At 34.7% G+C, this 20,323-nt stretch carries 18 protein-coding genes and 1 riboswitch; of the genes, 7 read left to right on the top strand and 11 right to left on the bottom strand.

The features are described from left to right. Positions 1-49 precede the first annotated feature (49 nt). Positions 50-265, top strand: a riboswitch (FMN riboswitch). A gap of 208 nt (positions 266-473) precedes the next feature. The 3 genes from ribB (at position 474) to ACGH6R_RS01415 (ending at position 2,187) form a co-directional block, all read left to right on the top strand. Further along, positions 474-1,112, top strand: coding sequence for a 3,4-dihydroxy-2-butanone-4-phosphate synthase (gene ribB, locus ACGH6R_RS01425; RefSeq protein ID WP_411598689.1), 639 nt, complete (start codon positions 474-476; stop codon positions 1,110-1,112). A gap of 407 nt (positions 1,113-1,519) precedes the next feature. After that, positions 1,520-1,843, top strand: coding sequence for a DMT family transporter (locus ACGH6R_RS01420; RefSeq protein WP_267350683.1), 324 nt, complete (start codon positions 1,520-1,522; stop codon positions 1,841-1,843). Positions 1,844-1,872: 29 nt separating this feature from the next. Next, positions 1,873-2,187, top strand: a complete 315-nt coding sequence (locus tag ACGH6R_RS01415; RefSeq protein ID WP_267350685.1) for a DMT family transporter — start codon at positions 1,873-1,875, stop codon at positions 2,185-2,187. Positions 2,188-2,507: 320 nt separating this feature from the next. On the opposite strand, the gene ACGH6R_RS01410 is transcribed toward ACGH6R_RS01415, so the two are convergent. Together ACGH6R_RS01410 and srmB are read right to left on the bottom strand one after the other, a co-directional pair. Further along, the gene (locus tag ACGH6R_RS01410; protein WP_065559446.1) at positions 2,508-3,110 is read right to left on the bottom strand and encodes a peroxiredoxin C; all 603 of its coding nucleotides are present in this window, start codon (positions 3,108-3,110) and stop codon (positions 2,508-2,510) included. A 116-nt stretch (positions 3,111-3,226) separates the two neighbouring features. After that, a complete protein-coding gene (gene srmB, locus ACGH6R_RS01405; protein ID WP_411598688.1) occupies positions 3,227-4,549 on the bottom strand; it encodes an ATP-dependent RNA helicase SrmB in 1,323 nt (440 codons plus the stop codon). A gap of 457 nt (positions 4,550-5,006) precedes the next feature. Here srmB and trmA point away from each other — a divergent pair, with 457 nt between their 5' ends. From trmA to ACGH6R_RS01390, 3 genes are all read left to right on the top strand, one after another. Next, positions 5,007-6,107 carry a tRNA (uridine(54)-C5)-methyltransferase TrmA gene (gene trmA / locus ACGH6R_RS01400; RefSeq protein WP_411598687.1) on the top strand — a complete coding sequence of 367 codons (1,101 nt, stop codon included), beginning with the start codon at positions 5,007-5,009 and terminating at the stop codon, positions 6,105-6,107. Between the two features lie 361 nt (positions 6,108-6,468). Then, a complete protein-coding gene (locus tag ACGH6R_RS01395; protein ID WP_065559449.1) occupies positions 6,469-7,155 on the top strand; it encodes a heavy metal response regulator transcription factor in 687 nt (228 codons plus the stop codon). After that, complete coding sequence (locus ACGH6R_RS01390; protein WP_267359651.1) at positions 7,142-8,539, top strand: heavy metal sensor histidine kinase; 1,398 nt, start codon at positions 7,142-7,144, stop codon at positions 8,537-8,539. The genes ACGH6R_RS01395 and ACGH6R_RS01390 overlap by 14 nt, the downstream gene beginning before the upstream one ends. Here the strand turns inward: ACGH6R_RS01390 and ACGH6R_RS01385 are convergent. From ACGH6R_RS01385 to ACGH6R_RS01360, 6 genes are all read right to left on the bottom strand, one after another. Continuing rightward, positions 8,532-8,732: a YaeP family protein gene (locus ACGH6R_RS01385; RefSeq protein ID WP_411598686.1), complete on the bottom strand. Its 201-nt coding sequence runs from the start codon at positions 8,730-8,732 to the stop codon at positions 8,532-8,534. The genes ACGH6R_RS01390 and ACGH6R_RS01385 overlap by 8 nt on opposite strands. A gap of 53 nt (positions 8,733-8,785) precedes the next feature. After that, on the bottom strand, positions 8,786-9,748 hold the full coding sequence (rfaC, locus tag ACGH6R_RS01380) for a lipopolysaccharide heptosyltransferase RfaC (protein ID WP_267350697.1): 963 nt from the start codon (positions 9,746-9,748) through the stop codon (positions 8,786-8,788). Positions 9,749-9,750: 2 nt separating this feature from the next. Continuing rightward, positions 9,751-10,797: an ADP-heptose--LPS heptosyltransferase RfaF gene (gene rfaF / locus ACGH6R_RS01375; RefSeq protein ID WP_411598685.1), complete on the bottom strand. Its 1,047-nt coding sequence runs from the start codon at positions 10,795-10,797 to the stop codon at positions 9,751-9,753. Next, positions 10,798-11,058, bottom strand: a complete 261-nt coding sequence (locus tag ACGH6R_RS01370) for a hypothetical protein (RefSeq protein WP_411598684.1) — start codon at positions 11,056-11,058, stop codon at positions 10,798-10,800. Between the two features lie 107 nt (positions 11,059-11,165). Next, positions 11,166-11,930 carry a methyltransferase domain-containing protein gene (locus ACGH6R_RS01365; protein WP_411598957.1) on the bottom strand — a complete coding sequence of 255 codons (765 nt, stop codon included), beginning with the start codon at positions 11,928-11,930 and terminating at the stop codon, positions 11,166-11,168. Positions 11,931-11,939: 9 nt separating this feature from the next. After that, entirely contained in the window at positions 11,940-12,671 is a 732-nt protein-coding gene (locus tag ACGH6R_RS01360) for a 1-acylglycerol-3-phosphate O-acyltransferase (RefSeq protein WP_267350703.1), read from the bottom strand. An 89-nt stretch (positions 12,672-12,760) separates the two neighbouring features. On the opposite strand from ACGH6R_RS01360, the gene mnmD reads away from it, so the two are divergent. Continuing rightward, complete coding sequence (mnmD, locus tag ACGH6R_RS01355) at positions 12,761-13,471, top strand: tRNA (5-methylaminomethyl-2-thiouridine)(34)-methyltransferase MnmD (protein WP_411598683.1); 711 nt, start codon at positions 12,761-12,763, stop codon at positions 13,469-13,471. A gap of 52 nt (positions 13,472-13,523) precedes the next feature. Here the strand turns inward: mnmD and ACGH6R_RS01350 are convergent, their stop codons facing one another. The 3 genes from ACGH6R_RS01350 to hpt form a co-directional block, all read right to left on the bottom strand. Next, positions 13,524-17,324: a translocation/assembly module TamB domain-containing protein gene (locus ACGH6R_RS01350; RefSeq protein ID WP_411598682.1), complete on the bottom strand. Its 3,801-nt coding sequence runs from the start codon at positions 17,322-17,324 to the stop codon at positions 13,524-13,526. Position 17,325: 1 nt separating this feature from the next. Further along, positions 17,326-19,014 (bottom strand): autotransporter assembly complex protein TamA, encoded by a 1,689-nt coding sequence (locus ACGH6R_RS01345; protein WP_411590929.1) that lies wholly within the window; start codon positions 19,012-19,014, stop codon positions 17,326-17,328. 666 nt (positions 19,015-19,680) lie between these two features. Then, complete coding sequence (gene hpt, locus ACGH6R_RS01340) at positions 19,681-20,220, bottom strand: hypoxanthine phosphoribosyltransferase (RefSeq protein ID WP_267350709.1); 540 nt, start codon at positions 20,218-20,220, stop codon at positions 19,681-19,683. Between the last annotated feature and the right edge of the window lie 103 nt (positions 20,221-20,323).

Here is a 20,323-nt window from a genome sequence, read left to right as displayed (position 1 = left end):
GTGTCTTTTTACTAGATTTATATTATAGTGTTGAGTGTTAGTTTACTAACAAAATTCTCAGGGCGGGGTGCAAGTCCCCACCGGTGGTATAGCCCACGAGCGCTTAATATTTTAGTCAGTCAATATTTCAAATAGCTAAAATCAATTTCATTGTTGTGCAAAATGATTTGAAGTGAATTTGAAGATGATTAATAGGTATTAAGGTCTAGCAGATTTGGTGAAATTCCAAAGCCGACAGTGAAAGTCTGGATAAAAGAGAGTTGCTTATCTTTTCTTAATTTGCTATTAAGTTGCATAGTTTACTTTTTAGCAATATCACTATGGTCAAGCACAGCCCTGATTCTGGTATTAAGTTTATTTTTAATTAAATTAGCTTGGAAATGCATAAAATACGATTGATGAGTATTACTTTGGAATACCAAGATAATTTAGAAAAATAATAAATATATTAAAAAAGGACCTAGGTATTTACCATGAATCAGTTTAATTTAAATGAATTTGGAACCCCATCAGAACGTGTCAAAAAAGCGATTGCATCGATTCAAGCAGGGCAAGGCGTGTTAGTTTTAGATGATGAAGATCGGGAAAATGAAGGTGATATTATTTGGGCAGCGCAAACCATAACGACAGAACAAATGGCACTGACAATTCGTTATGGAAGTGGAATCGTTTGCTTATGTATGCCAAAAGAACAATGTGAAAAATTGAATCTTCCCATGATGGTGGCAAACAATACCAGTAAAAATCATACTGCCTTTACTATTTCAATTGAAGCGGCAAAGGGTGTGTCAACTGGCGTATCAGCGGCAGATCGCGTTACCACGATTAAAGCTGCCGTAGCCGATGAAGCTAAACCCAGTGACTTAAATCATCCTGGTCATGTTTTTCCACTGGTAGCAAAAGAAGGTGGAGTACTTGCTCGTCGAGGACACACCGAAGCATCGGTTGATCTGGTCAAGCTAGCTGGATTGAAACCTGCCGCTGTGATTTGCGAAGTAACGAATGATGATGGTTCAATGGCAAGAGCGCCCCAAGTGATTGAGTTCGCTAAAAAGCATCAATTGCCTGTGGTGACAATAGAAGATATAGCAAACTATTTACAGTCTTTATAATCATTACGTTAGAAGTTTACTTCCTTTTATATAGGGAAGTAAATTTACGTGTAATTGTGTGCTTAAACATTTATTCATATCTGTTTAAACCGTTTCAATCAACTTATCTTCAATTTTTTAATGAAACACTGAAATATAGCGAATAATCAGGGTTAGCCTTGCCAATTTTGTATCTTCATTATAGAATTGAATAAGAATAAGCTAAGTAAACTAGTAATGATATATCAAAATGTTTTAGTGCGACTTAAGTTAGTTTAATCTTAAACCACGTAGTTTTTCTGCATTAACATGTTGATCTTTCGGTGGCAAACCTTCATGTTTGCGAACCATCTTATTTTTCAACGATATAAACATCGGTAGAAAAAGCAAAATCAAGCAATAAATAAAATGATAGCAGCGAGGTAGCTATGTTTAGCATTAATAAAGAGTGGGGATTTGTTATATTGACCTGCTTTTTTGAATTATGTTGGATTTTAGGATTTAGTGTTGCAACGGAGTATTGGCATTGGATGATTATTATCACATTAATTATTGTCGATTTTACATTTTTAACTAATGCCTGTAAGACCATTCCAACAGGCACTGTTTATGCCATATTTTCCGGCGTTGGTGCCGTTGGGGCAACGATTATTGATATGGTGCTTTTTGGTAAAGAAATCAAAATGATGCAACTCTTTTTTGTAGCATTAATCATAATTGGCGTTGTGCAACTTAAACGTACAGATAGTTAATCGACAAAGATCAGATTGAGGATTTTATTATGGGATGGCTTTTAATATTAACAGCATCATTTTTTGAAGTGATAGGGGCAATAGGATTGAAGCTCTATGCTGAACAAAAAAAAATAATAAGATTAGTTTTATATTGGGGCGGATTTTTTGTTTCTTTTGTTCTTTTTTATTTCTCCCTTCATTATCTTGAACTGAGTATTGTTTACCCCGTATGGGTTGGACTTGGCACATCCGGAGCAGTATTTGCCAATATGTTTTTATTCAATGAGCCTAAAAATTTACCGCGTTTATTGGGATTGGTCATTATTATTGTTGGCGTGGTTGGACTGCATATGACAATGTAAAACGAAGTGTTAAATTATTTTCCATTATTGTTTTTAATCGTTCGCAAACTATTTTCAACTGGATAACTCAATTTGATAAAGTATTTTTATTGATAAAAGATCCGTTTCAAGTCACAGAATTTATCTAAATAGACATTCATTTCAATCTTTTCATCTTCTAGTTAATGTACACAAAACTATTGAATGAATTTATTCAAAGTAAAAAGGGAATTAAGAAAACAATTAAGAATAAAAAAAACCGGAGAACATCTCCGGTTTAACAAAGTAACTTGAATTGAAAGTTAATCTTTTCAATAAGTTATTCAGTATAGAGTAGAATATTAAAGTTCGTTAGCGTGTTGTTTTAAGTAGCTTGCAACACCATTAGGATTGCCTTGCATACCTTGTTTACCTTTAGTCCATTGTGCAGGGCAAACTTCACCGTGTTCTTCATGGAATTGGAAAGCATCAACAATACGGATCATTTCATCAATATTACGCCCAATAGGTAAATCATTGATAGTCTCGTGACGAACAATTCCATTTTTATCAATAAAGAATGATGCACGAAGCGCTACACCTGCTTCAGGATGTTCAACACCATAAGCTTGCATAATAGTGTGCTTGATATCGGCAACAATTGGGAATTTAACTTCGCCAATTCCACCTTTATCTTGCGGAGTGTTTCGCCATGCGTTATGAACATATTCTGAGTCCATTGAAACACCAATAACTTCAACACCACGTTTTTTGAATTCTTCAAGACGATGATCGAAAGCAATAATTTCTGATGGACAAACAAAAGTAAAATCCATTGGCCAAAAGAATACAACGGCATATTTACCTTGAATATGCTGAGCTAAATTAAAGTTATTTACAATTTCACCAGAACCTAAAACTGCTGATGAAGTAAAATCAGGTGCTTTTCGCGTGACTAATGTCATGTGTTTCTCCTTGTATAAAACCAAAAATATTGTAAACCTTGATGGAATGTATTATAGCAACTGATAAAAATTGTCCAAGTTGTTATTAACAATCGCTTTCATAAGCTCTGACTATGTCAAACTTTTGAATTAGTCGATTCGCTCAATTTGTGTTTGGGTTTACCTTTATTTTTGGTGTCACGTAAACGGACTTTAACTTTTTTCTTTGCTGTGTCATCCTGTTTTTTTGCACCCCGCTTCAATTTTGATTTATTTGACGGTTTTTTCTTGCTAGTCGGTTTTGGTGCTTTAGTTTTAGGACGTAATCCTTCAATCGTTCTCAATTTTATGGGTTCTTGAATATAGCGTTCAATTTTCAGTAATAGATCATTGTCATGCGCTTCAACTAACATGATAGCCGTACCTTTTTTACCTGCTCTTGCTGTACGACCAATACGGTGTAGATAAACATCTGCTGTTTTTGGCGCATCAAAATTGATCACGTGCGTAACATCATCAATATCGATTCCCCGAGCAGCCACATCAGTAGCCACTAAGACGTTTACGGTGTTGTTACTGATTCTTTTTATTGCTTCATTGCGTTTTGCTTGTACCATTTCGCCTTCTAAATAACAACTTTTTATACCTGCTTGATGTAACCAAGTTACCAGTTCGTGTACCCGTTCACGTTTTCGAACAAATACAATTGTTTTTTGAAATTCATCTTGCTTGAGAAGATGGGTTAATAAAGCAACTTTATGATTGAGATCATCAGCACGATAATAAAATTGGATGATTTTTTTACGCTCTTTACGGGACGGAGTCGCATTAATTTCAACAGGCTGATCGAGAATTCGACTGGCAAAATTGAATAAACCTTCACCTTCCAGTGTCGCTGAAAAAAGTAAGGTTTGTTTGCGCCAACGGGTTTCGGCAGAAATTGTTTCCACATCTTGTGAAAAGCCCATGTCTAACATGCGATCGGCTTCATCTAATATCAACATTTCCACCGCTCGGCAGTCGAAGTTTTCTTCTTTAATATACTGCAATAGTCGTCCGGTTGTGGCAATGACAATGTCCTGGTTTCTACTAAATACTTCTGCATGATTCATATAAGCGACACCACCAGTAATTGTCGCAATACTCAGATGCGTTGATTGCGTTAAGTTTTTTGCCTGTTCTGCAATTTGCATTGCAAGCTCACGCGTTGGCGTTAAAATTAAAATTCTTGGTGGCCCCGGTTTTCGACGCGGAAAGTCTAAAAGATGTTGTACCGCTGGGATTAAAAAAGCAAGTGTTTTACCGGTACCAGTTGGTGCCGATCCTAAGATATCTTTGCCATCTAAAGCTACAGGGATCGTTTGTGCTTGAATTACGGTAGGGGTAATAATATTTTGGGCTTTAAGATTGTTAATTAATACATCATCTATTTGTAAATCGGAAAAAGTTTGCGTTGTCATAATGACCTTTATAACGAGAAATTTAAAACACATTATAACGGCAATCAATATAACTACAATATTATCACACCAATGATTGTCTATGGTGATACCAACATTTCAACCAAATGAAAGCTTAATGCGCTAATTTTAGTAAATCCCCAGATAATTAATGTCAATGAATGAAAATAACTTATTTAAGTGAATGTAATATTCATTAAGAAAAAACGTCAATTCTGACCAACTGCATAAATTGAATTTCATGATGCAAATTTGATGACAAGTGACTTAAAGTTAACGTTGGGTGGTATCAGGCTTACCATTGATAGTGGTTTATGATAACATAGATAAAATAATGGGGCTAAAATCTTTGTGATATACTAAGCGAAAATCAATTTTTATATCTCTGTTTAGTCTATAGCATTAAATCAAATTGACTAATTTTTTATAACCACTTTTTAATAATCTGATAATTAAAATGGCAGAATGTTTCTCTAACGAAAAATATCAACAACAGCTTGAAAATAAAGTCACGAATTTAAAAGCGCTTTTATCACATTTTTCACTACCTGATTTAACCGTTTATTCGTCTCCAATCAGTCATTATCGTATGCGTGCAGAATTTAGAATATGGCATGATAAAGATGACCTTTATCATATCATGTACAATAAAAATACAAAAAAGCGAATAAAAGTAGAAACTTTCCCGATTGCAACAGCACTTGTTAATGATGCTATGCAAAAAATTATTCCACTTTTAAAACCTAATTATTTGCTTCGCCATATGCTTTTTCAAATCGATTATTTTTCGACATTAAGTGGTGAACTGCTTATTACACTTTTATATCATAAAAAATTATCCGATGAATGGCGGGTAGAAGCTGAAAAATTAAAGCAACAGTTAGCCGAACAAGGTGTTAACTGCCATATTATCGGTCGAGCAAGTAATCAAAAAATTGTTATTGATGTTGATTATGTTGATGAAGTTTTACCGGTTATGGGTAACAATTTGATTTATCGGCAAGTTGAAAATAGTTTTACGCAGCCTAATGCAGCCGTCAATATTAAAATGCTTGAGTGGGCTACTTCGGTCACCCAAGGTTTATCCGGTGATCTGCTAGAATTTTATTGTGGAAATGGTAATTTTTCAATTGCGTTGGCTCGAAATTTCCGAAAGGTATTAGCCACTGAAATTGCCAAAGCTTCGGTCTATTCGGCACAACATAATATTGCGGTCAATCATATTAATAATCTGATTATTGCTCGATTATCGGCTGAAGAGTTTACGTCAGCTATAAGAAAAGAACGAGAATTTAATCGATTGAAAGGAATTAATTTAGATGACTATCAGTGTGATACGGTACTTGTTGATCCTCCTCGTGCAGGATTAGACATAGAAACATTAAATAATTTAAAAAGTTATAAAACCATTATTTATATTTCTTGTAACCCTTATACATTGCGTGAAAATTTACAGCAACTGACAGAAACGCACTCGATTAAACATTTTGCTCTGTTTGATCAGTTTCCTTATACAGAACACATCGAAACAGGCGTAGTTTTGCATAAAAATAACTGAATTTGATATTCAGATTCAGTTATTTTTGTTAGAATGCCGAGATTTTAAAGTCAATCATTTATTGTTTCAGAGATTAATTCGAGCTTATCGTGATTTATAAGCAAAAAAAAACCCTAGATAAACTAGGGCTGCATTAAATTGCAAGGAATGGATGAAAGGAAATAAAACAATGAAACAATAATGTCTAGCCTCATGAATCATTGTGTGGATACTATAACAAACACATTCAAACGGATTAATGACAAGTAGATTACAAAATAGTCATGGAAATATCATGAATGTTTTTGAACTTTTCATATATCATAGGAACAGTATTATGTAAGTTAGATAACCTGATACTTTGGCAAAGGAAATATTTAAAATGAAATTGTTAGTTGTTGAAGATGAACAGAAAACAGGTGAATACCTTCGTCAAGGATTAATTGAATCAGGCTTTATTGTTGACCTAACCAAAAATGGTTTAGATGGCTATCATCGGGCAATGACAGAAGATTATGATTTAATTATCCTGGATGTAATGTTACCGGATATTGTTGGTTGGAAAATTGTTCAGTCATTGCGTGAAGCGGGTAAAGACACCCAAATTATATTGCTGACAGCAATGGGAAGTGTTGAAGATAAAGTTAAAGGATTAAATTTAGGTGCCGACGATTATTTAGTGAAGCCTTTTTCATTCGCTGAATTATTAGCGAGAGTTAAATCGTTATTAAGACGAAATGTGCCGCAAGTAAACAATTATCAATTAAGTATTGCTGATTTAGTCATGGATTTGCCAAAGCGAACAGTGACGCGTTCAGATAAACGTATCGATCTCACCAATAAAGAGTTTTTATTACTTGAATACTTCTTACGTTATCCGGGTGAAGTGTTACCGCGATCGTTAATTGCTTCACAAGTTTGGGATATGAATTTTGATAGCGATACTAATGTGATTGATGTAGCCATAAGACGGTTACGTAACAAAATAGATGCTGGATTCGAACCTAAACTTATTCATACTGTGCGTGGAATGGGTTATAAAATAGATGTATTAGATGAAACAGAGTAAATTAATTTCCGTTCGGTTACCCATTATTGTTTGTCTGATAACATGTGGACTACTTTATTGTTTCAGTTATTTGATCGAGCGGTCTTTTGAAAAATTTTCAATCAGACAAAATGTGACCGAATTAAATTCGGTTATTACCTCTATAGAAAGAGAACTAACTTATTATTCTCCGAATGATAATCGTGATGAATTTATCCAAAATTTATTGCTAATTCTCACCGGGCATCATCACTTATTTGTTTATATCATTGATGATATGGGCAAAATAGTCTATCGCACTCGAGGCCCCAACTTAGCGATAGCACTAAAATCACAAGAGTTAGAACGGATTATTGAAAATGACAGTACTTCTATTGAGACGATAGATAAATCATCTTATCGAATTGCGGCATCAAGGGTGATAGGGGAAGACGGTAAACGATTCACTACGATTGTTGCCGTTCGTCGTGATGTGCAACTTGAATTTATTAATCGATTAAGAAACGGATTAGGTCTGCTAATTATTATTTCTTGTGTGTTAGCATTAATCGGTTCATTCATCAGTATTTACTATACTCAAAAACCAATCAATCGCTTAATCAAGAAGATTGAAAGAATTAGTTTAAATAATTTAAATTATCGTATTCCAACCTCGTCAGTACCGGTTAAATATGTAAGCTTGGTCAGAGCATTTAATAACATGCTTAATCGTATGGAAGATGTTTTTACTCGTCAGCATAATTTTACTGCCGATATTGCACATGAGATGCGTACACCAATTACTAATCTTACCACGCAAACGCAAATTGTACTCAATAACGCTCGTACGACAAATGAGTACCGTGAAATTTTATATTCTAATTTAGAAGAATATGAAAAAATGTCACAAATGATTTCTGATATGTTATTTTTGGCGCAGGCAGACAATCGCCAGCTTGTGCCTAATTTGATTGACATTGATCTTACTAACATGGTTATGATGATGTGTGATTATTTCGAGCCTCTCACCGATGAAAAAAATATTACTTTCCAACTCGACGGTCACTGTTCTCACATACAAGGTGATAAAATGATGTTAGGGCGTGCAATTGGTAATATTTTGTCTAATGCGATTCGTTATACACCGAATAACGAGGTCATAACTATCACGTTAAGTCAAATGAGTGAAAAACGGGTTAAGATTATTATCTCTAATCCGGGCAAAAAAATTGATAAAAAACATTTACCACATCTTTTTGACCGATTCTATCGTGTCGATGAATCACGTCATCGTAATGACAGTTCCGGCGCAGGTATTGGGCTAGCCATTGTTAAATCCATTATTGAAACCCATAAGGGATCAATTTATGTAGAATCAGATGATAAATCGACACGTTTTATTATCAATTTACCAACGGCTATTTAATGTCATAGTCACTCATAAATAAGTTAGCTGCTGCATAAGCAGCTTTCTCTCTAAGTTCAGTAGGTACTTGTTTATCAGCTGCAACTTCATTTAAAACCAACATAACGGCTCCTAAAGCATCTTCAACATAGCCTAATTCATTACTGCCGATTTGAGCATATTTTTCCCGAATGAGCTCACAATATTTATTCATTAGTTCGATTCCTTTAATCTTTTTCAATAACGTTATTTCAATTCTATCCTGTTTTACAAAAAACGGGCTAATTGCTCATATACCTTCGTTGCTGAGATAGTTTGCATTTTTTGATCTGGAGAGACAAGACTAAATTGATTTTTACCATAACCGCCTATTAATTTCGGATCGGTTTGACCAAATAAAGTTATGTTTGGGCGATCGAGTGCCGCAGTTAAATGACTTAATCCTGTATCGACTGAAACCACAGCTTTAGCCCCAGCAAGTTCAGTCGCCACTTGAGAAAGAGACAATTTTGGTAGCACTTCGACATGATTAAATCCTTGTGCTAAGCGTTGAGCGCTTTGCATTTCATTCGCCGTTCCCCAAGGTAATTTAATTTTTAAACCGGTTGGCGCTATCAATTGTATTAATTGACGCCAAGCGTCTTCTGTCCAATGTTTTTCATATCTGGTAGTGGCATGTAAAAATATCAAATATTGTCCATGGTCAGACGGTAATTCTGATAAAAAATGACTTGCAATTGCATAGTCACCCATGTCACCAGATAGGTCGTACCCAAGACTTTTTGCAAAGAGTTGTCGTACTCGTTCAATGGCATGCATTGATTTTGGAACAGAATGTTTAACATCATAAAACCAACTGGCAATCGGTTCTCTTATGCTATGACGATCTAAACCGTGCTTAATGCCTCTTGCTTTACGTGTGATAAAAAAAGCACTTTTTATTAATCCTTGCGCATCAATAATACAGTCATATTCCCGTTCAAGTAGTGATTGAATAAATTGGTGACGCTCTTGACGAATAGATTTACCGAACCAGTTTTTACGCCAGCGCCGAATGGCCACAGGGATCACTTTATCTACCGCAAAATGCCATGTTGGTATTTGCGCAAAATTTTCTTCAACCACCCAATCAAAAGTCATATTAGGTAAATGACGGGCAGCATCAGTTAACGCGGGTAAAGTATGAAGTACATCACCCATTGAAGATGTTTTAACAATAAGTACACGCATAATTAATGACTCTTTTCACAACGAGCAATAAGCTTCATTAAAGTTTCAAACACAGTTTCAGGTTTTATATCAATCAAACTTTGATGATAGCCTTGTTCTGCATCGCCTTTACGAACTTTATGATACCCTGATATTAAGCGAATAACTTCAGCTTTATCAGAAAGGGGTGGGGTAAAGTCTGGACTACTTGGGCCATAAAGCGCAACCAAAGGGCGATCCAAAGCTGCGGCGACATGCATCAATCCTGAATCATTAGTCACAATTGCTTTACAAGCCGCAATTAAATTAACCGCTTGATCCAATTTTGTTTTACCGGCAAGATTAATACACTGATCGCCTTGTGTCATTTGTTCAATAATTTTTTCGCCAACTTGTCGATCATTATCAGAACCAAAAATAACAATTTTGGCATGTTGCTTTACAAGCATATCACCAAGAGCGGCATAATGATAATCCGGCCAACGTTTTGCTGGACCAAATTCAGCACCAGGACAAAAACCAATTAACGGCAAATTATCATTGATCTTAAACGTGTTAAGCGTGCCATTGATGTCTGTTTGACAAACTTCAAGTTTAGGCCAAAGTATGGGTTGTGGTATTTGCTCTGCTGTGTGGATCTGATCCTTAGGGTAGGCAAGGGCAACATAACGTTGAACCATTAATGGAAAGGCTTGTTTATTAAGTTTACGAAGATCGTTAATCAGTCCATAACGCATTTCACCTTTCCAACCTGTTCGCTGATGAATCCTAGCAAAAAAAGGGATTAAAGCTGATTTAAACGAATTAGGTAAAATTATCGCTTGGTCGTAATGATTATGACGGAGTGATTTGCCGAGTCGATAGCGTTGGGTTAAACCGAATTTACCATGACCAATTGGCATCTCAATAGCTCGATTCACTTCTGGCATTTTATTCAATAGTGCTTGGCACCATGCTGGTGCCATAACATCAATTTCAATATTAGGATGAAGTTGTTTTAACGTTCGATATAAACTTTGCGACATCATCATATCGCCAACCCATGAAGGACCAATAATTAGTGTTCTCATTTAATGTCCTTTTATAATCGTTGATGAACAAACATTGTGATGAAATATTGCTTTAATGTCTAACTGCTGATCGGCAACGATAGCCGTAGTAAAGTCATCTTTATCAATAAAATCAGCCATATTTAAATCAAGTAAATTGGCAAATTTTGTCTCATCAATTAAATTATCAACGTCTAAAACATCTTTAATTTTTTGATTATTCAGACTATTAACAATATTACTTCCGATAGAAACAATACCATCAGATATGATGATTATCATTATTTTCCTTAATTAATTAAATTACGCTGTTTATCATACCGAGTTAAGCCAATATTTTCGAGTGAAGTTTAACTATTTCAAGCTTAGTATCAGTATGATGAAAAGTGTTAGCCATTTTTTGCGGTAACTAAAATGTATCGAGCAAGACTTAGATACGGTTCCGCTTGGCAATACTGCTTTTCAAGTGCCAATAACTGATCAAACTGACTATTTATTTTTTCTTTATTATTCATATAATCATGAAATAGACGAATTCCCGTTTTTTTAATAATATGAAAATCAAGCGTGGCTAACCATTGATAGACATCATCTGGTATTCGAGGAAAATCGGGTGATAATGTTTTTTTCTTACGTTTTGCAAGCCCTGATTGAGTATAACCAAAATTACCAAGTGTCACCGTTTTAAAAAGAAGTGCATGATAATTATAGAACATCAGCGATAAATACCCTTCGGGTTTGAGGTGTTTTTTTAATGATTCGAGAACACTGATTGGATCGGCAACCCACTCTAATACTGCATGACAAATCACCATATCATATTGTTCATTAATGATATGATCAATATCTTGAATAGCACAACAATGACAATTGATATTTAACTTTTCTCCTTGGGCATTTTTTTGTGCCAGTTCTAGCATTTGCATAGAAATATCACATAATGTGACATGATGTCCTAATTTTGCCAATCGGCAAGCCATTTGTCCTTGTCCACCACCTGCATCAAGAATTTTCAACGGTTTGGTTGTTGGAAATGTGGCTAATATATTTTCTAATTCCTGCCAGACAATGGCTTCACGAATTTTTCCTTTACTTGTGCCATAAATATTTTGTGCAAACTTATGACTGATATCATCAAAATTACGGTCTTGCATATTCATTAATTATTTTTTACTGTTTAGTTGCTTAACTTCATTGTTGATTTCAATTAATTTTTCAGTCATTTGTTGATAACATTGTTCCATTAATGTTCTGGCGTCTTCTTTACGTAACGATTTGGTGTCAATAGGATCCAACATTTCAACAATCATATGACCGTTATTTAAACGATTTAATTGAATGTTATTGGTATCAGAGACGCAAATAGGCACAATAGGAACACCTGCCGCAATTGCTGCTTTAAATGCGCCTGTTTTAAACGGTAATAATCCACGTCCGCGACTTCGTGTTCCTTCAGGAAACATCCAAATCGATATGCCACGTGTTTTAATTTCTTTAACAACTTGTCCAATGGTATCGTGGGCTTTTGATTTATTATTACGATCAATTAAAATATTACCGGTCAGATAGTATAATTGCCCAAAAAAAGGAATCCACGCTAAACTTTTTTTTCCGACAGTCACGGTTTTGGGTTGGACAACGTCTGCGGCAACAACCATATCAAAGTTGTTTTGATGATTAGCGATATAAACACAACTGCCTATTTTACTAATCTCAGGATAGAGACGAGTATCAACTTTAACGCCCAAAATAGGTTTAAAGAAAAAACTAAATAAATGTGCAAATCTGGCTACGTTTTTGGGATTCCGAGGATTGAATAGGCAAAATATAATGCCCAGTACACAAACTACAATACCTATTAACACAACTGTAATTAAGCGGAAAAGAAAAACCATAATTTACCTCATAAATTGATTTAGCGTATTATATACGTAAACTGTGCCAATATACAGTTTGATCAACGATAACTGAGTAAAGAGGCGTCATGCAAAAATCAACTATTATTTGGAACGAAAACCAAGCCCCAGTGTCTGTCTATTTTGATGATATCTATTTCAACACACAAGGTGCAGTTGCTGAAACAAAATATGTTTTTATTGAAGGCAATCATCTACAGCAACGTTTTATCCAACATGATAAAGATACTTTTATTATTGGTGAAACGGGTTTTGGTTCGGGGTTAAGTTTTCTTATAGCCTGGCAAACGTTTTTAACTTTTAAAAAAGAATATTCCAACCATCAACTTCAGCAACTTAAATTTATCAGTATTGAAAAATATCCGTTATCAGTGACAGAAATGATGAAGATGCATCAAGCCGCCATAGAAGATGAACGCCAACTTCAACTATTAGCCAAGCAGTTATATGCCTATTTAACGGATAACACCTGTCATTTAGACAAGGTCAGTTTAGATATACTTTATGATGACATTCAATATTTTCCGGAATTTTTGGCTAAACAAAATGGGTTGATTGATGCTTGGTTCTTTGATGGATTTTCACCCGCTAAAAATCCTGACATGTGGTCAGAATCCTTATTTAAAAGCTGTTTTGAATATACGTCACAAAAGGGAACGTTTGCGACTTTTAGTGCGGCTGGATTTGTTCGGCGAAACTTAATCAATGCAGGATTCAATGTGATAAAACAAAAAGGTTTTGGCTTAAAAAGAGAAATGTTAATCGGCAGTAAAAATTAGCTAGCCTTAACCAAATAATTGATAAGGCTAACTCAATTATCCTAATAAGTGATTAAAATTCAAATTGGTAGATAAAATCTAACGTTTGTGCAAGTCCAGATGTTGCTTCTAAATAGAGTCTTGGCATCAATCGGTATCGTAAAGTAAATGTCGCCAGTGAATCAAAAATACCTACACCATATTTCAGTTGTAGGTTAGGCAAAATATACCCACTAACAACCACTTTAGAATTATTACCGGCTCCTTGCGTGTCTAAAGAAAGATTTTTTATTCCAAAGACATTACCAATATCACCAATATATTTACCTGTTTTTGCCGTACCGATACCAACGAGTAAGGCGGTCATCATATCATTATCGCTTTGATCGGTGCTTTCAAGTCCTTGACCTCGTATTAGATAAGATAATGCTTCTTGCTGGGACATGGCTGGATCTGAAAATATTTCAATTTTGGGCTCTTCCGAAGATCCTGTTACACGAATACCCGCTGTAATACTACTGTTATCAATTGAGTCTGGATTACGAATAGCTTCAATATCTAACTTAGCTTGGTCAGTAGGGCCCGAAAAAGTGATAATACCTTTACGGATAACTAAATCTTGACCATAAGCGTGAAATCTTCCTGTTGGAATCAAAACTTGCCCATGCAGATCTAAGCCTTTGTTGGTTTGTGCCGCAAGGAGATTGCCTTTCAGTGATGCGTTTAACCCAAAAGCATCGACAGTCACATGTTCACCAATATCAATTTCAATATGGCTACTGATTTTTATGCCAAGTTTTTGTTTTTCGATTACTTGATAATTTTTATCTAACATAACTTCGTCAGGCGATACATCAACACTGGATGCCGGTAACGATTCGACGGTAATCTTACCTTTAGGGATACTGACTTTTCCGGAAAGAATTATCTCATCTTGGGTCGCATCAATTCTAATATTGGGGATAATACTTAACACAACCATTGGCGGTACGGTAACTTCCATTGCTGCACCCGTGACAGAAAGATCCGCTTGCCATTTATCAAATGTATCCCAATTGGCGTGACCGTTAATATCAATATTACCAGACTTGGTGGTTAAAACTCCTTTTAAGTTGGAGGATTTACCATTGAAATTAAGATCTACCTTTGCTGATTTCAAATCAATTGGTAATTGACTGGATTTTATTTCACTGTGTTTTAAATCAATATTACCTGTTAAATAAGGATCCATTAAAGACCCGGAAAAATTAACGTTGCCATTTATCGAGCCTTTAGCAAAATCATCTTTATCTAATAAGGGATTGATTATTGCTAAGGCAAGATGATCAATGTTTAATTTTCCATTTAATTTCTTTTGTTGAGTGGGATCGATAATAGTTAAATCACCGCTCATTTTACCTAATTGTTTTAAGCTAAATAACCAATCAAACTTTGCTTGTTGTTGATTAAATTCAGCATTAATAGTAAATATTTCAAATGGAATAGATAATGATTGGGATGTGATCATCTGTTGAATATAAACTTCATTCCCTTTGATATTGGCCTTGATATTCGGCATTTCACTATTTGCATTAAATTTTATATAAGCTTTACCATTAATCAAGCCAGCTAGTTTTGTTTCACCGTCGTTTGGAATAGGGAGTTTTGCCAGATCAATATCTTTTAACGTGATACTTGTATTACTGTTAGCTGTTGGAGATAGTGCTTGATCTAAACAAATACTTGACCCTTTGTTTGACCAACAATGCGAGCCTATAGTGGGAACTTGAAGAGTAACATCATAAGATAAAGGTAATGTTTTAACCAATTGCCAATGATTTTTATCACCTAAATTTAACACAGCGTGGGATAAATCCCCCGTCCATTTTGTTCGATCAGGATCTAATTTTCCATTGAGTGATGTTGTGAATGAGGCTGGAGTTCCTGTAAGGTTGATATCTAAAACATGATGACTTTCATTACCTTTAAGCTCAATATTGGCATTTTTTATGCTTTGATTAGGAAGTTCTATATCGTGTCCTATGAGTTTTAAATGTCCACTAATTTGTTTTTTATATTCTATTTTTCCGGAAAGTTGGGCTGATGATATTGACATATTCATCAAACTTAATTGGTGAATATTGATATCGGTATCCACGTTTGGTTCATTAAAGCTACCATTCATTTTCAACGTGCCGACAATTGAACCCTGTAAGTCATCAGCCAATAATGATAAAGAGGATAACTCTAACTTAGCACTCAAATTTTCTTTATCTGAAGCGCCATTGATATTGATATGATTTTTTCCCCAATCCATAACAAAATTATTCGCACTGATTGATTGATGAGAGTTAATTTGAATACTGCCATTAGTTGAAAAATCAGCGTGATTAATATTACCTTTTAATTGGATTTCGGAAAGATTCAATTGCCATTTATCACCTTCTAACTGACCATTGGTTTTAAGTTGACCATTTAATCGTATAGGATAGTTTGGTAAATCTTTGCTGGTATCAACATCAGTAAATTTAACTTTTGCATCCCAGTGTAAGGCTTTTTGCCAGTCGAAATTACCTGAAACATTGATTTCCCCTTGTGGTAGTTTCACTATTCCATGATCGAATATGGCTGATTGATTCGTTCCCTTGCCTATAACATCAAACGACGTATCGGGCAGATCGTCACCTTTAAATTTACCTTTAGCTGATAAGTCATACTGTTGGACGTTACCCCCTATTGAAAGATTAAAATTATTAACTTGATATTGCGCTTGTCCTTCAATTGGCCATTGAATGTGTTTACCCTTTAAGTCGGTCATCACCGGTAAATATTTTCCGATAAAATTGATTTTTGCATTAATTTTTGCTGAATTCAGTCCTTCAAGTACCGTATTTGTCGTCAATTCACCTAACAATTTACCTGAAAATTGGCTATGTAGTTGATTACTGGCTGTTTTTAATTGAATAAATGCCAAAACAGGCCAATCATTGCCTAATGTAATATCTCCTGAAACAAAAGCATGCCCATTAGCATAAGGAGTTGTCGCATCCGTATTCACCTGTTGAACGATAATATGATTATTGATGATATTAGTTTGAATAGTCACATTGTTAAATCGATAATCTTCTCCGCCAATATGTAAAAGCCAATTATTACCCGTTAAGCGACCGACATTGATATCGAGAGGAATTGTAACTTGGGGTAATGATTCGATTAACGGCTGATTGAATAATTGATTTATCTTTTCATTAAGAGGCAAATCATTCTGAACTGAATCTGTTGTTGATTTTACTTGTGGGTGATCAGCAAAAATAGCACTTAAATCCTGAGCCTCAGCAGGAAATACATAAATTTTTTCGTTTACCCAAGTCGCCTTACCCGTAAAATCAGACAGACCAAATTGCATATCATCAATATCAACTTTCACATCTGATACATGTGCCGTTTTCAGTTCGATTGGTAATGGGGTTTTCAAAACAACCCGTTTGTCTGGTATTGGCTTATTGGGGTCGGTAATAATCTGATCGGTGTTCAGTTTTACTTTAATACCCTTTGATTCAAACTGTTCGATACAGATTTTAGTTTCAAGCAAACATAACCCAGATAATTTTAATGATGCATTATCAACCTGAACATCAATACCCGGTAGTTGCAATGAAAGACCATTTACCTGTAAATCGCTTAATGTCCCTTCCACTTGTTCAATTTTCAATTCGGGTAGGGCTTTACTTAAGACATAAGTGGTGAACTTAACGCCTAAACTGGTATAAAGCAGTAAGATAATAAACACGACCAAAAACACGAAAATAGATAATACTACAATACTACGCTTTTTCCATTTTCGTATTCTTTTAATTTTTTTTAATTTTTTTTCTCTAATGGGATTTTTAGCCATATTATAATTCGGATCCTAAACCAATATATAGGTGAACTGAACCAGAGTCTCTTCGCGTTAACGGAGTTGCTAAATCGAATTTTATTGGTCCAACCGGAGAAGCCCAACGCACACCAATACCACTTCCTGTATAAAATTTAGTTTTATCGACTTTATCAATTGCTTCACCTGAATCAATAAAAACAGCACCCCACCAAGCACCTGTTAAATTAAATTGGTATTCAACTGAACCTGTGATGAGCTTTGACGCACCTTTTAATTTACCATTTTTATCTTTAGGCGAAATAGATTGGTAACTATAACCTCGTATACTACGGTCACCCCCTGCAAAGAATCGAAATGAAGGCGGAACACGATCAAAATTATTTGCCTGAATTATGCCGAAATTGCCCCGAAAAATAAATCGATGACTATCAAACAAGGATCGAATCCAAGTTTGTTGCGTTTGAAAACGAATAAGATTGAGATCGGATCCTAAAGAATTTGTAGCTGCCTCAACAGAATAGCGTTGTGAATCTCCCCACATTGGCATAAGATTGCCATCGCTACGAATTCGTGAAAGACTAATAGAAGGGTAGTACAAAAGGGTATTAAAACTTGAGTCACCTTGCGTAAAGTCATCATGTAAAAGATTTAAACCTAGCGCGCTTTGCCACCCTTCAAAATTGTCCCAATATCGAACCACACCAAAGGTATAGGAACGTGATTTAGTATCGTTATTGTCAATTTTTTTATAACCACCTTGAACAGTGTAGTATTGTTCAAGGGGAGATTTTTTTAATGGGATTTTATAGCTCATTGTAATGGATTGTTCGGGTGAAGAAAGTGATAAATTACTTTGTAAACTTTGTCCACGACTGTTAATCCACGGTTTATTCCAAGTTATTTTGCCATATACGCCATTGTCGGTTGAGTATCCAAGCCCTAAATCCATGCTATTTTTTTTTCGGGGAGAGGTGACAACATTGATTGGTAGTGATTTGTCTGCTGTAACATTTGGAAAATCAGGAACAACAACAATTGAACTAAACCAATTTGTAGAAGTTAATCGACGATTAAGAATGGAAAGTTTTTCGGCACTATAAGGTTCACCTTCTTTAAACGGTATAATATTTTTAAGATAATCATCTCTTATTTTGGTATTAGAAAATTTCACTTGACTGAATTTATAGCGCTGCCCGGTATTAAAATCGATATTCCAAAAAGCTTGATGATGATCCATGGACACCGCTAATTGGTGTTGCGTCATATTGGCATCAAAATAGCCTTTTTCTAACGCGAGATTTTTCAAACTTTTCTTGAAAGACTCATAAATGCCATGATTTAAAATATCACCCGTTTTAGGTAGGTTTTTTTCGAGTAAATGTTGGTAATCATTATCATGCTGGCCTTCACCTTCAATAATCACATTTAATTGTTCAATTTTAATCGGTTCACCAGCTGAAATCGTTACCGCTAATACTCTTGGATTTTGAGTGTTATATTGAAACACAGGAGCGTAATAACCCAAAGCTCGAAGCGCTTTTTTAACCTCGCTTTCAAAATACCGTTTAAAATTAGGCGTGTTATCGACTTTATCTGGGGTAATTAATGAAACACGAGCATCGACATTGTCAGCAAGTTCACCCGATAAACCTTTAATCGATAACTTCATATCAGCATAGCTTGATGTTGATATGATTGTAAACATTAAAAGTAAACAAAACCTATAGGAAAATTGTGACACAAAGACCTCGAAGAAGTTTAAGTTAAAAAACGATCAATTGTTAATTTCTGGGCTAATCATGAACGTAAATTTAACATATTTAATATTTCATCGTCTATGATAAGCTAACTAAATCAGTTTTGATATCATCTTTTGTAAGGATCAATGTCTAATTTATTAATATTGAGTTTTAACATTTTAAGTTTAAGATTGTAAAGGTAACCCCTTGATCTTTGGGAAAAACCTTTTATAAGCAAATAAAATATTATAAATTACTATAAGCATTTAGTTTATTCTGAAGTGGGACTAAGATTTCTACTATTTCATTAATGTATAATATCAATGAAGCAAAGTAGGGACTAATTAATGGTATATTTACTTAATTTATGCAGATACCTTAAGTTAACATTATTAAAATGTAAAAAATATACTTAGCTGTTTTGATATAGGATCGATTGATAGACATCGATCCTTTTTTGTTTCAGAAATTTTAAAAAGGTTATTGATTGCGCTATAACGCAGTACTATAACTTTAAATGATTATGCAAACCACAGATTGTTAACATCTGTTCAGTTTAATACTAAGGGCTTTTAATTAAGTCGTATCACAGATTTATTCTATTAATGACTAAATTTTCGACCAACATTTATTTAGGCTTCTAGTAGTGTAACCTGACCGATATAAGGTAAATGGCGATAATGTTGAGCATAATCAATTCCATAACCAACGACAAATTCATCAGGAATTGAAAAACCAATGTATTTTACTGGTACAGCCACTTCCCGACGTGATGGCTTATCTAAAAGCGTACAAATTTCGATACTACGAGGATGACGTAATTTTAAAATTGCCATGACTTTACTTAACGTATTACCAGTATCAATAATATCTTCAACAATTAGCACATCTTTATCACGAATATCTTCATCCAAATCTTTCAATATTTTGACATCTCGATTACTGACAACGGCATTACCATAACTTGATGCGGTCATAAAATCAACTTCATGCCCGACAGTAATAGCACGGCTTAAATCCGCCATAAAAATAAATGAACCACGTAGCAGACCGACTAAAATAAGTTCATTTTGGCTGTGTTTATAATCTTGACTAATTTGTTGCCCTAGTTCTTTGATACGTTTTTGAATATCATCCGTTGATATCATCATTTCTAAAGTGTGTTTCTTCATTACTAATACTCAAAAAATAAAATTTAAATTAGATTCTAACAATTTTCATAGATAAAAAGAATAACAAAGCTTATTTTAATCTGCTTAGCATAACATTTGATAA

The sequence above is a fragment of the Gilliamella sp. CG13 genome, from assembly GCF_046635805.1.
In the GTDB taxonomy this organism is placed as follows: domain Bacteria; phylum Pseudomonadota; class Gammaproteobacteria; order Enterobacterales; family Orbaceae; genus Gilliamella; species Gilliamella apicola_I.
This window is presented reverse-complemented; position numbering and strand designations above follow the sequence as displayed.

What these genes read in the sequence shown, in the direction of transcription:
- ACGH6R_RS01420 (WP_267350683.1), top strand. Translation starts at nt 1,520, where the DNA reads ATGTTTAGCATTAATAAAGAGTGGGGATTTGTTATATTGACCTGCTTT.
- ACGH6R_RS01385 (WP_411598686.1), bottom strand. Translation starts at nt 8,732, where the DNA reads ATGAATAAATATTGTGAGCTCATTCGGGAAAAATATGCTCAAATCGGC.
- ACGH6R_RS01410 (WP_065559446.1), bottom strand. Translation starts at nt 3,110, where the DNA reads ATGACATTAGTCACGCGAAAAGCACCTGATTTTACTTCATCAGCAGTT.
- ACGH6R_RS01390 (WP_267359651.1), top strand. Translation starts at nt 7,142, where the DNA reads ATGAAACAGAGTAAATTAATTTCCGTTCGGTTACCCATTATTGTTTGT.
- ACGH6R_RS01345 (WP_411590929.1), bottom strand. Translation starts at nt 19,014, where the DNA reads ATGTTTACAATCATATCAACATCAAGCTATGCTGATATGAAGTTATCG.
- ribB (WP_411598689.1), top strand. Translation starts at nt 474, where the DNA reads ATGAATCAGTTTAATTTAAATGAATTTGGAACCCCATCAGAACGTGTC.
- ACGH6R_RS01415 (WP_267350685.1), top strand. Translation starts at nt 1,873, where the DNA reads ATGGGATGGCTTTTAATATTAACAGCATCATTTTTTGAAGTGATAGGG.
- mnmD (WP_411598683.1), top strand. Translation starts at nt 12,761, where the DNA reads ATGCAAAAATCAACTATTATTTGGAACGAAAACCAAGCCCCAGTGTCT.
- ACGH6R_RS01365 (WP_411598957.1), bottom strand. Translation starts at nt 11,930, where the DNA reads ATGCAAGACCGTAATTTTGATGATATCAGTCATAAGTTTGCACAAAAT.
- ACGH6R_RS01370 (WP_411598684.1), bottom strand. Translation starts at nt 11,058, where the DNA reads ATGATAATCATCATATCTGATGGTATTGTTTCTATCGGAAGTAATATT.
- trmA (WP_411598687.1), top strand. Translation starts at nt 5,007, where the DNA reads ATGGCAGAATGTTTCTCTAACGAAAAATATCAACAACAGCTTGAAAAT.
- srmB (WP_411598688.1), bottom strand. Translation starts at nt 4,549, where the DNA reads ATGACAACGCAAACTTTTTCCGATTTACAAATAGATGATGTATTAATT.
- hpt (WP_267350709.1), bottom strand. Translation starts at nt 20,220, where the DNA reads ATGAAGAAACACACTTTAGAAATGATGATATCAACGGATGATATTCAA.
- ACGH6R_RS01350 (WP_411598682.1), bottom strand. Translation starts at nt 17,324, where the DNA reads ATGGCTAAAAATCCCATTAGAGAAAAAAAATTAAAAAAAATTAAAAGA.
- rfaF (WP_411598685.1), bottom strand. Translation starts at nt 10,797, where the DNA reads ATGAGAACACTAATTATTGGTCCTTCATGGGTTGGCGATATGATGATG.
- rfaC (WP_267350697.1), bottom strand. Translation starts at nt 9,748, where the DNA reads ATGCGTGTACTTATTGTTAAAACATCTTCAATGGGTGATGTACTTCAT.
- ACGH6R_RS01395 (WP_065559449.1), top strand. Translation starts at nt 6,469, where the DNA reads ATGAAATTGTTAGTTGTTGAAGATGAACAGAAAACAGGTGAATACCTT.
- ACGH6R_RS01360 (WP_267350703.1), bottom strand. Translation starts at nt 12,671, where the DNA reads ATGGTTTTTCTTTTCCGCTTAATTACAGTTGTGTTAATAGGTATTGTA.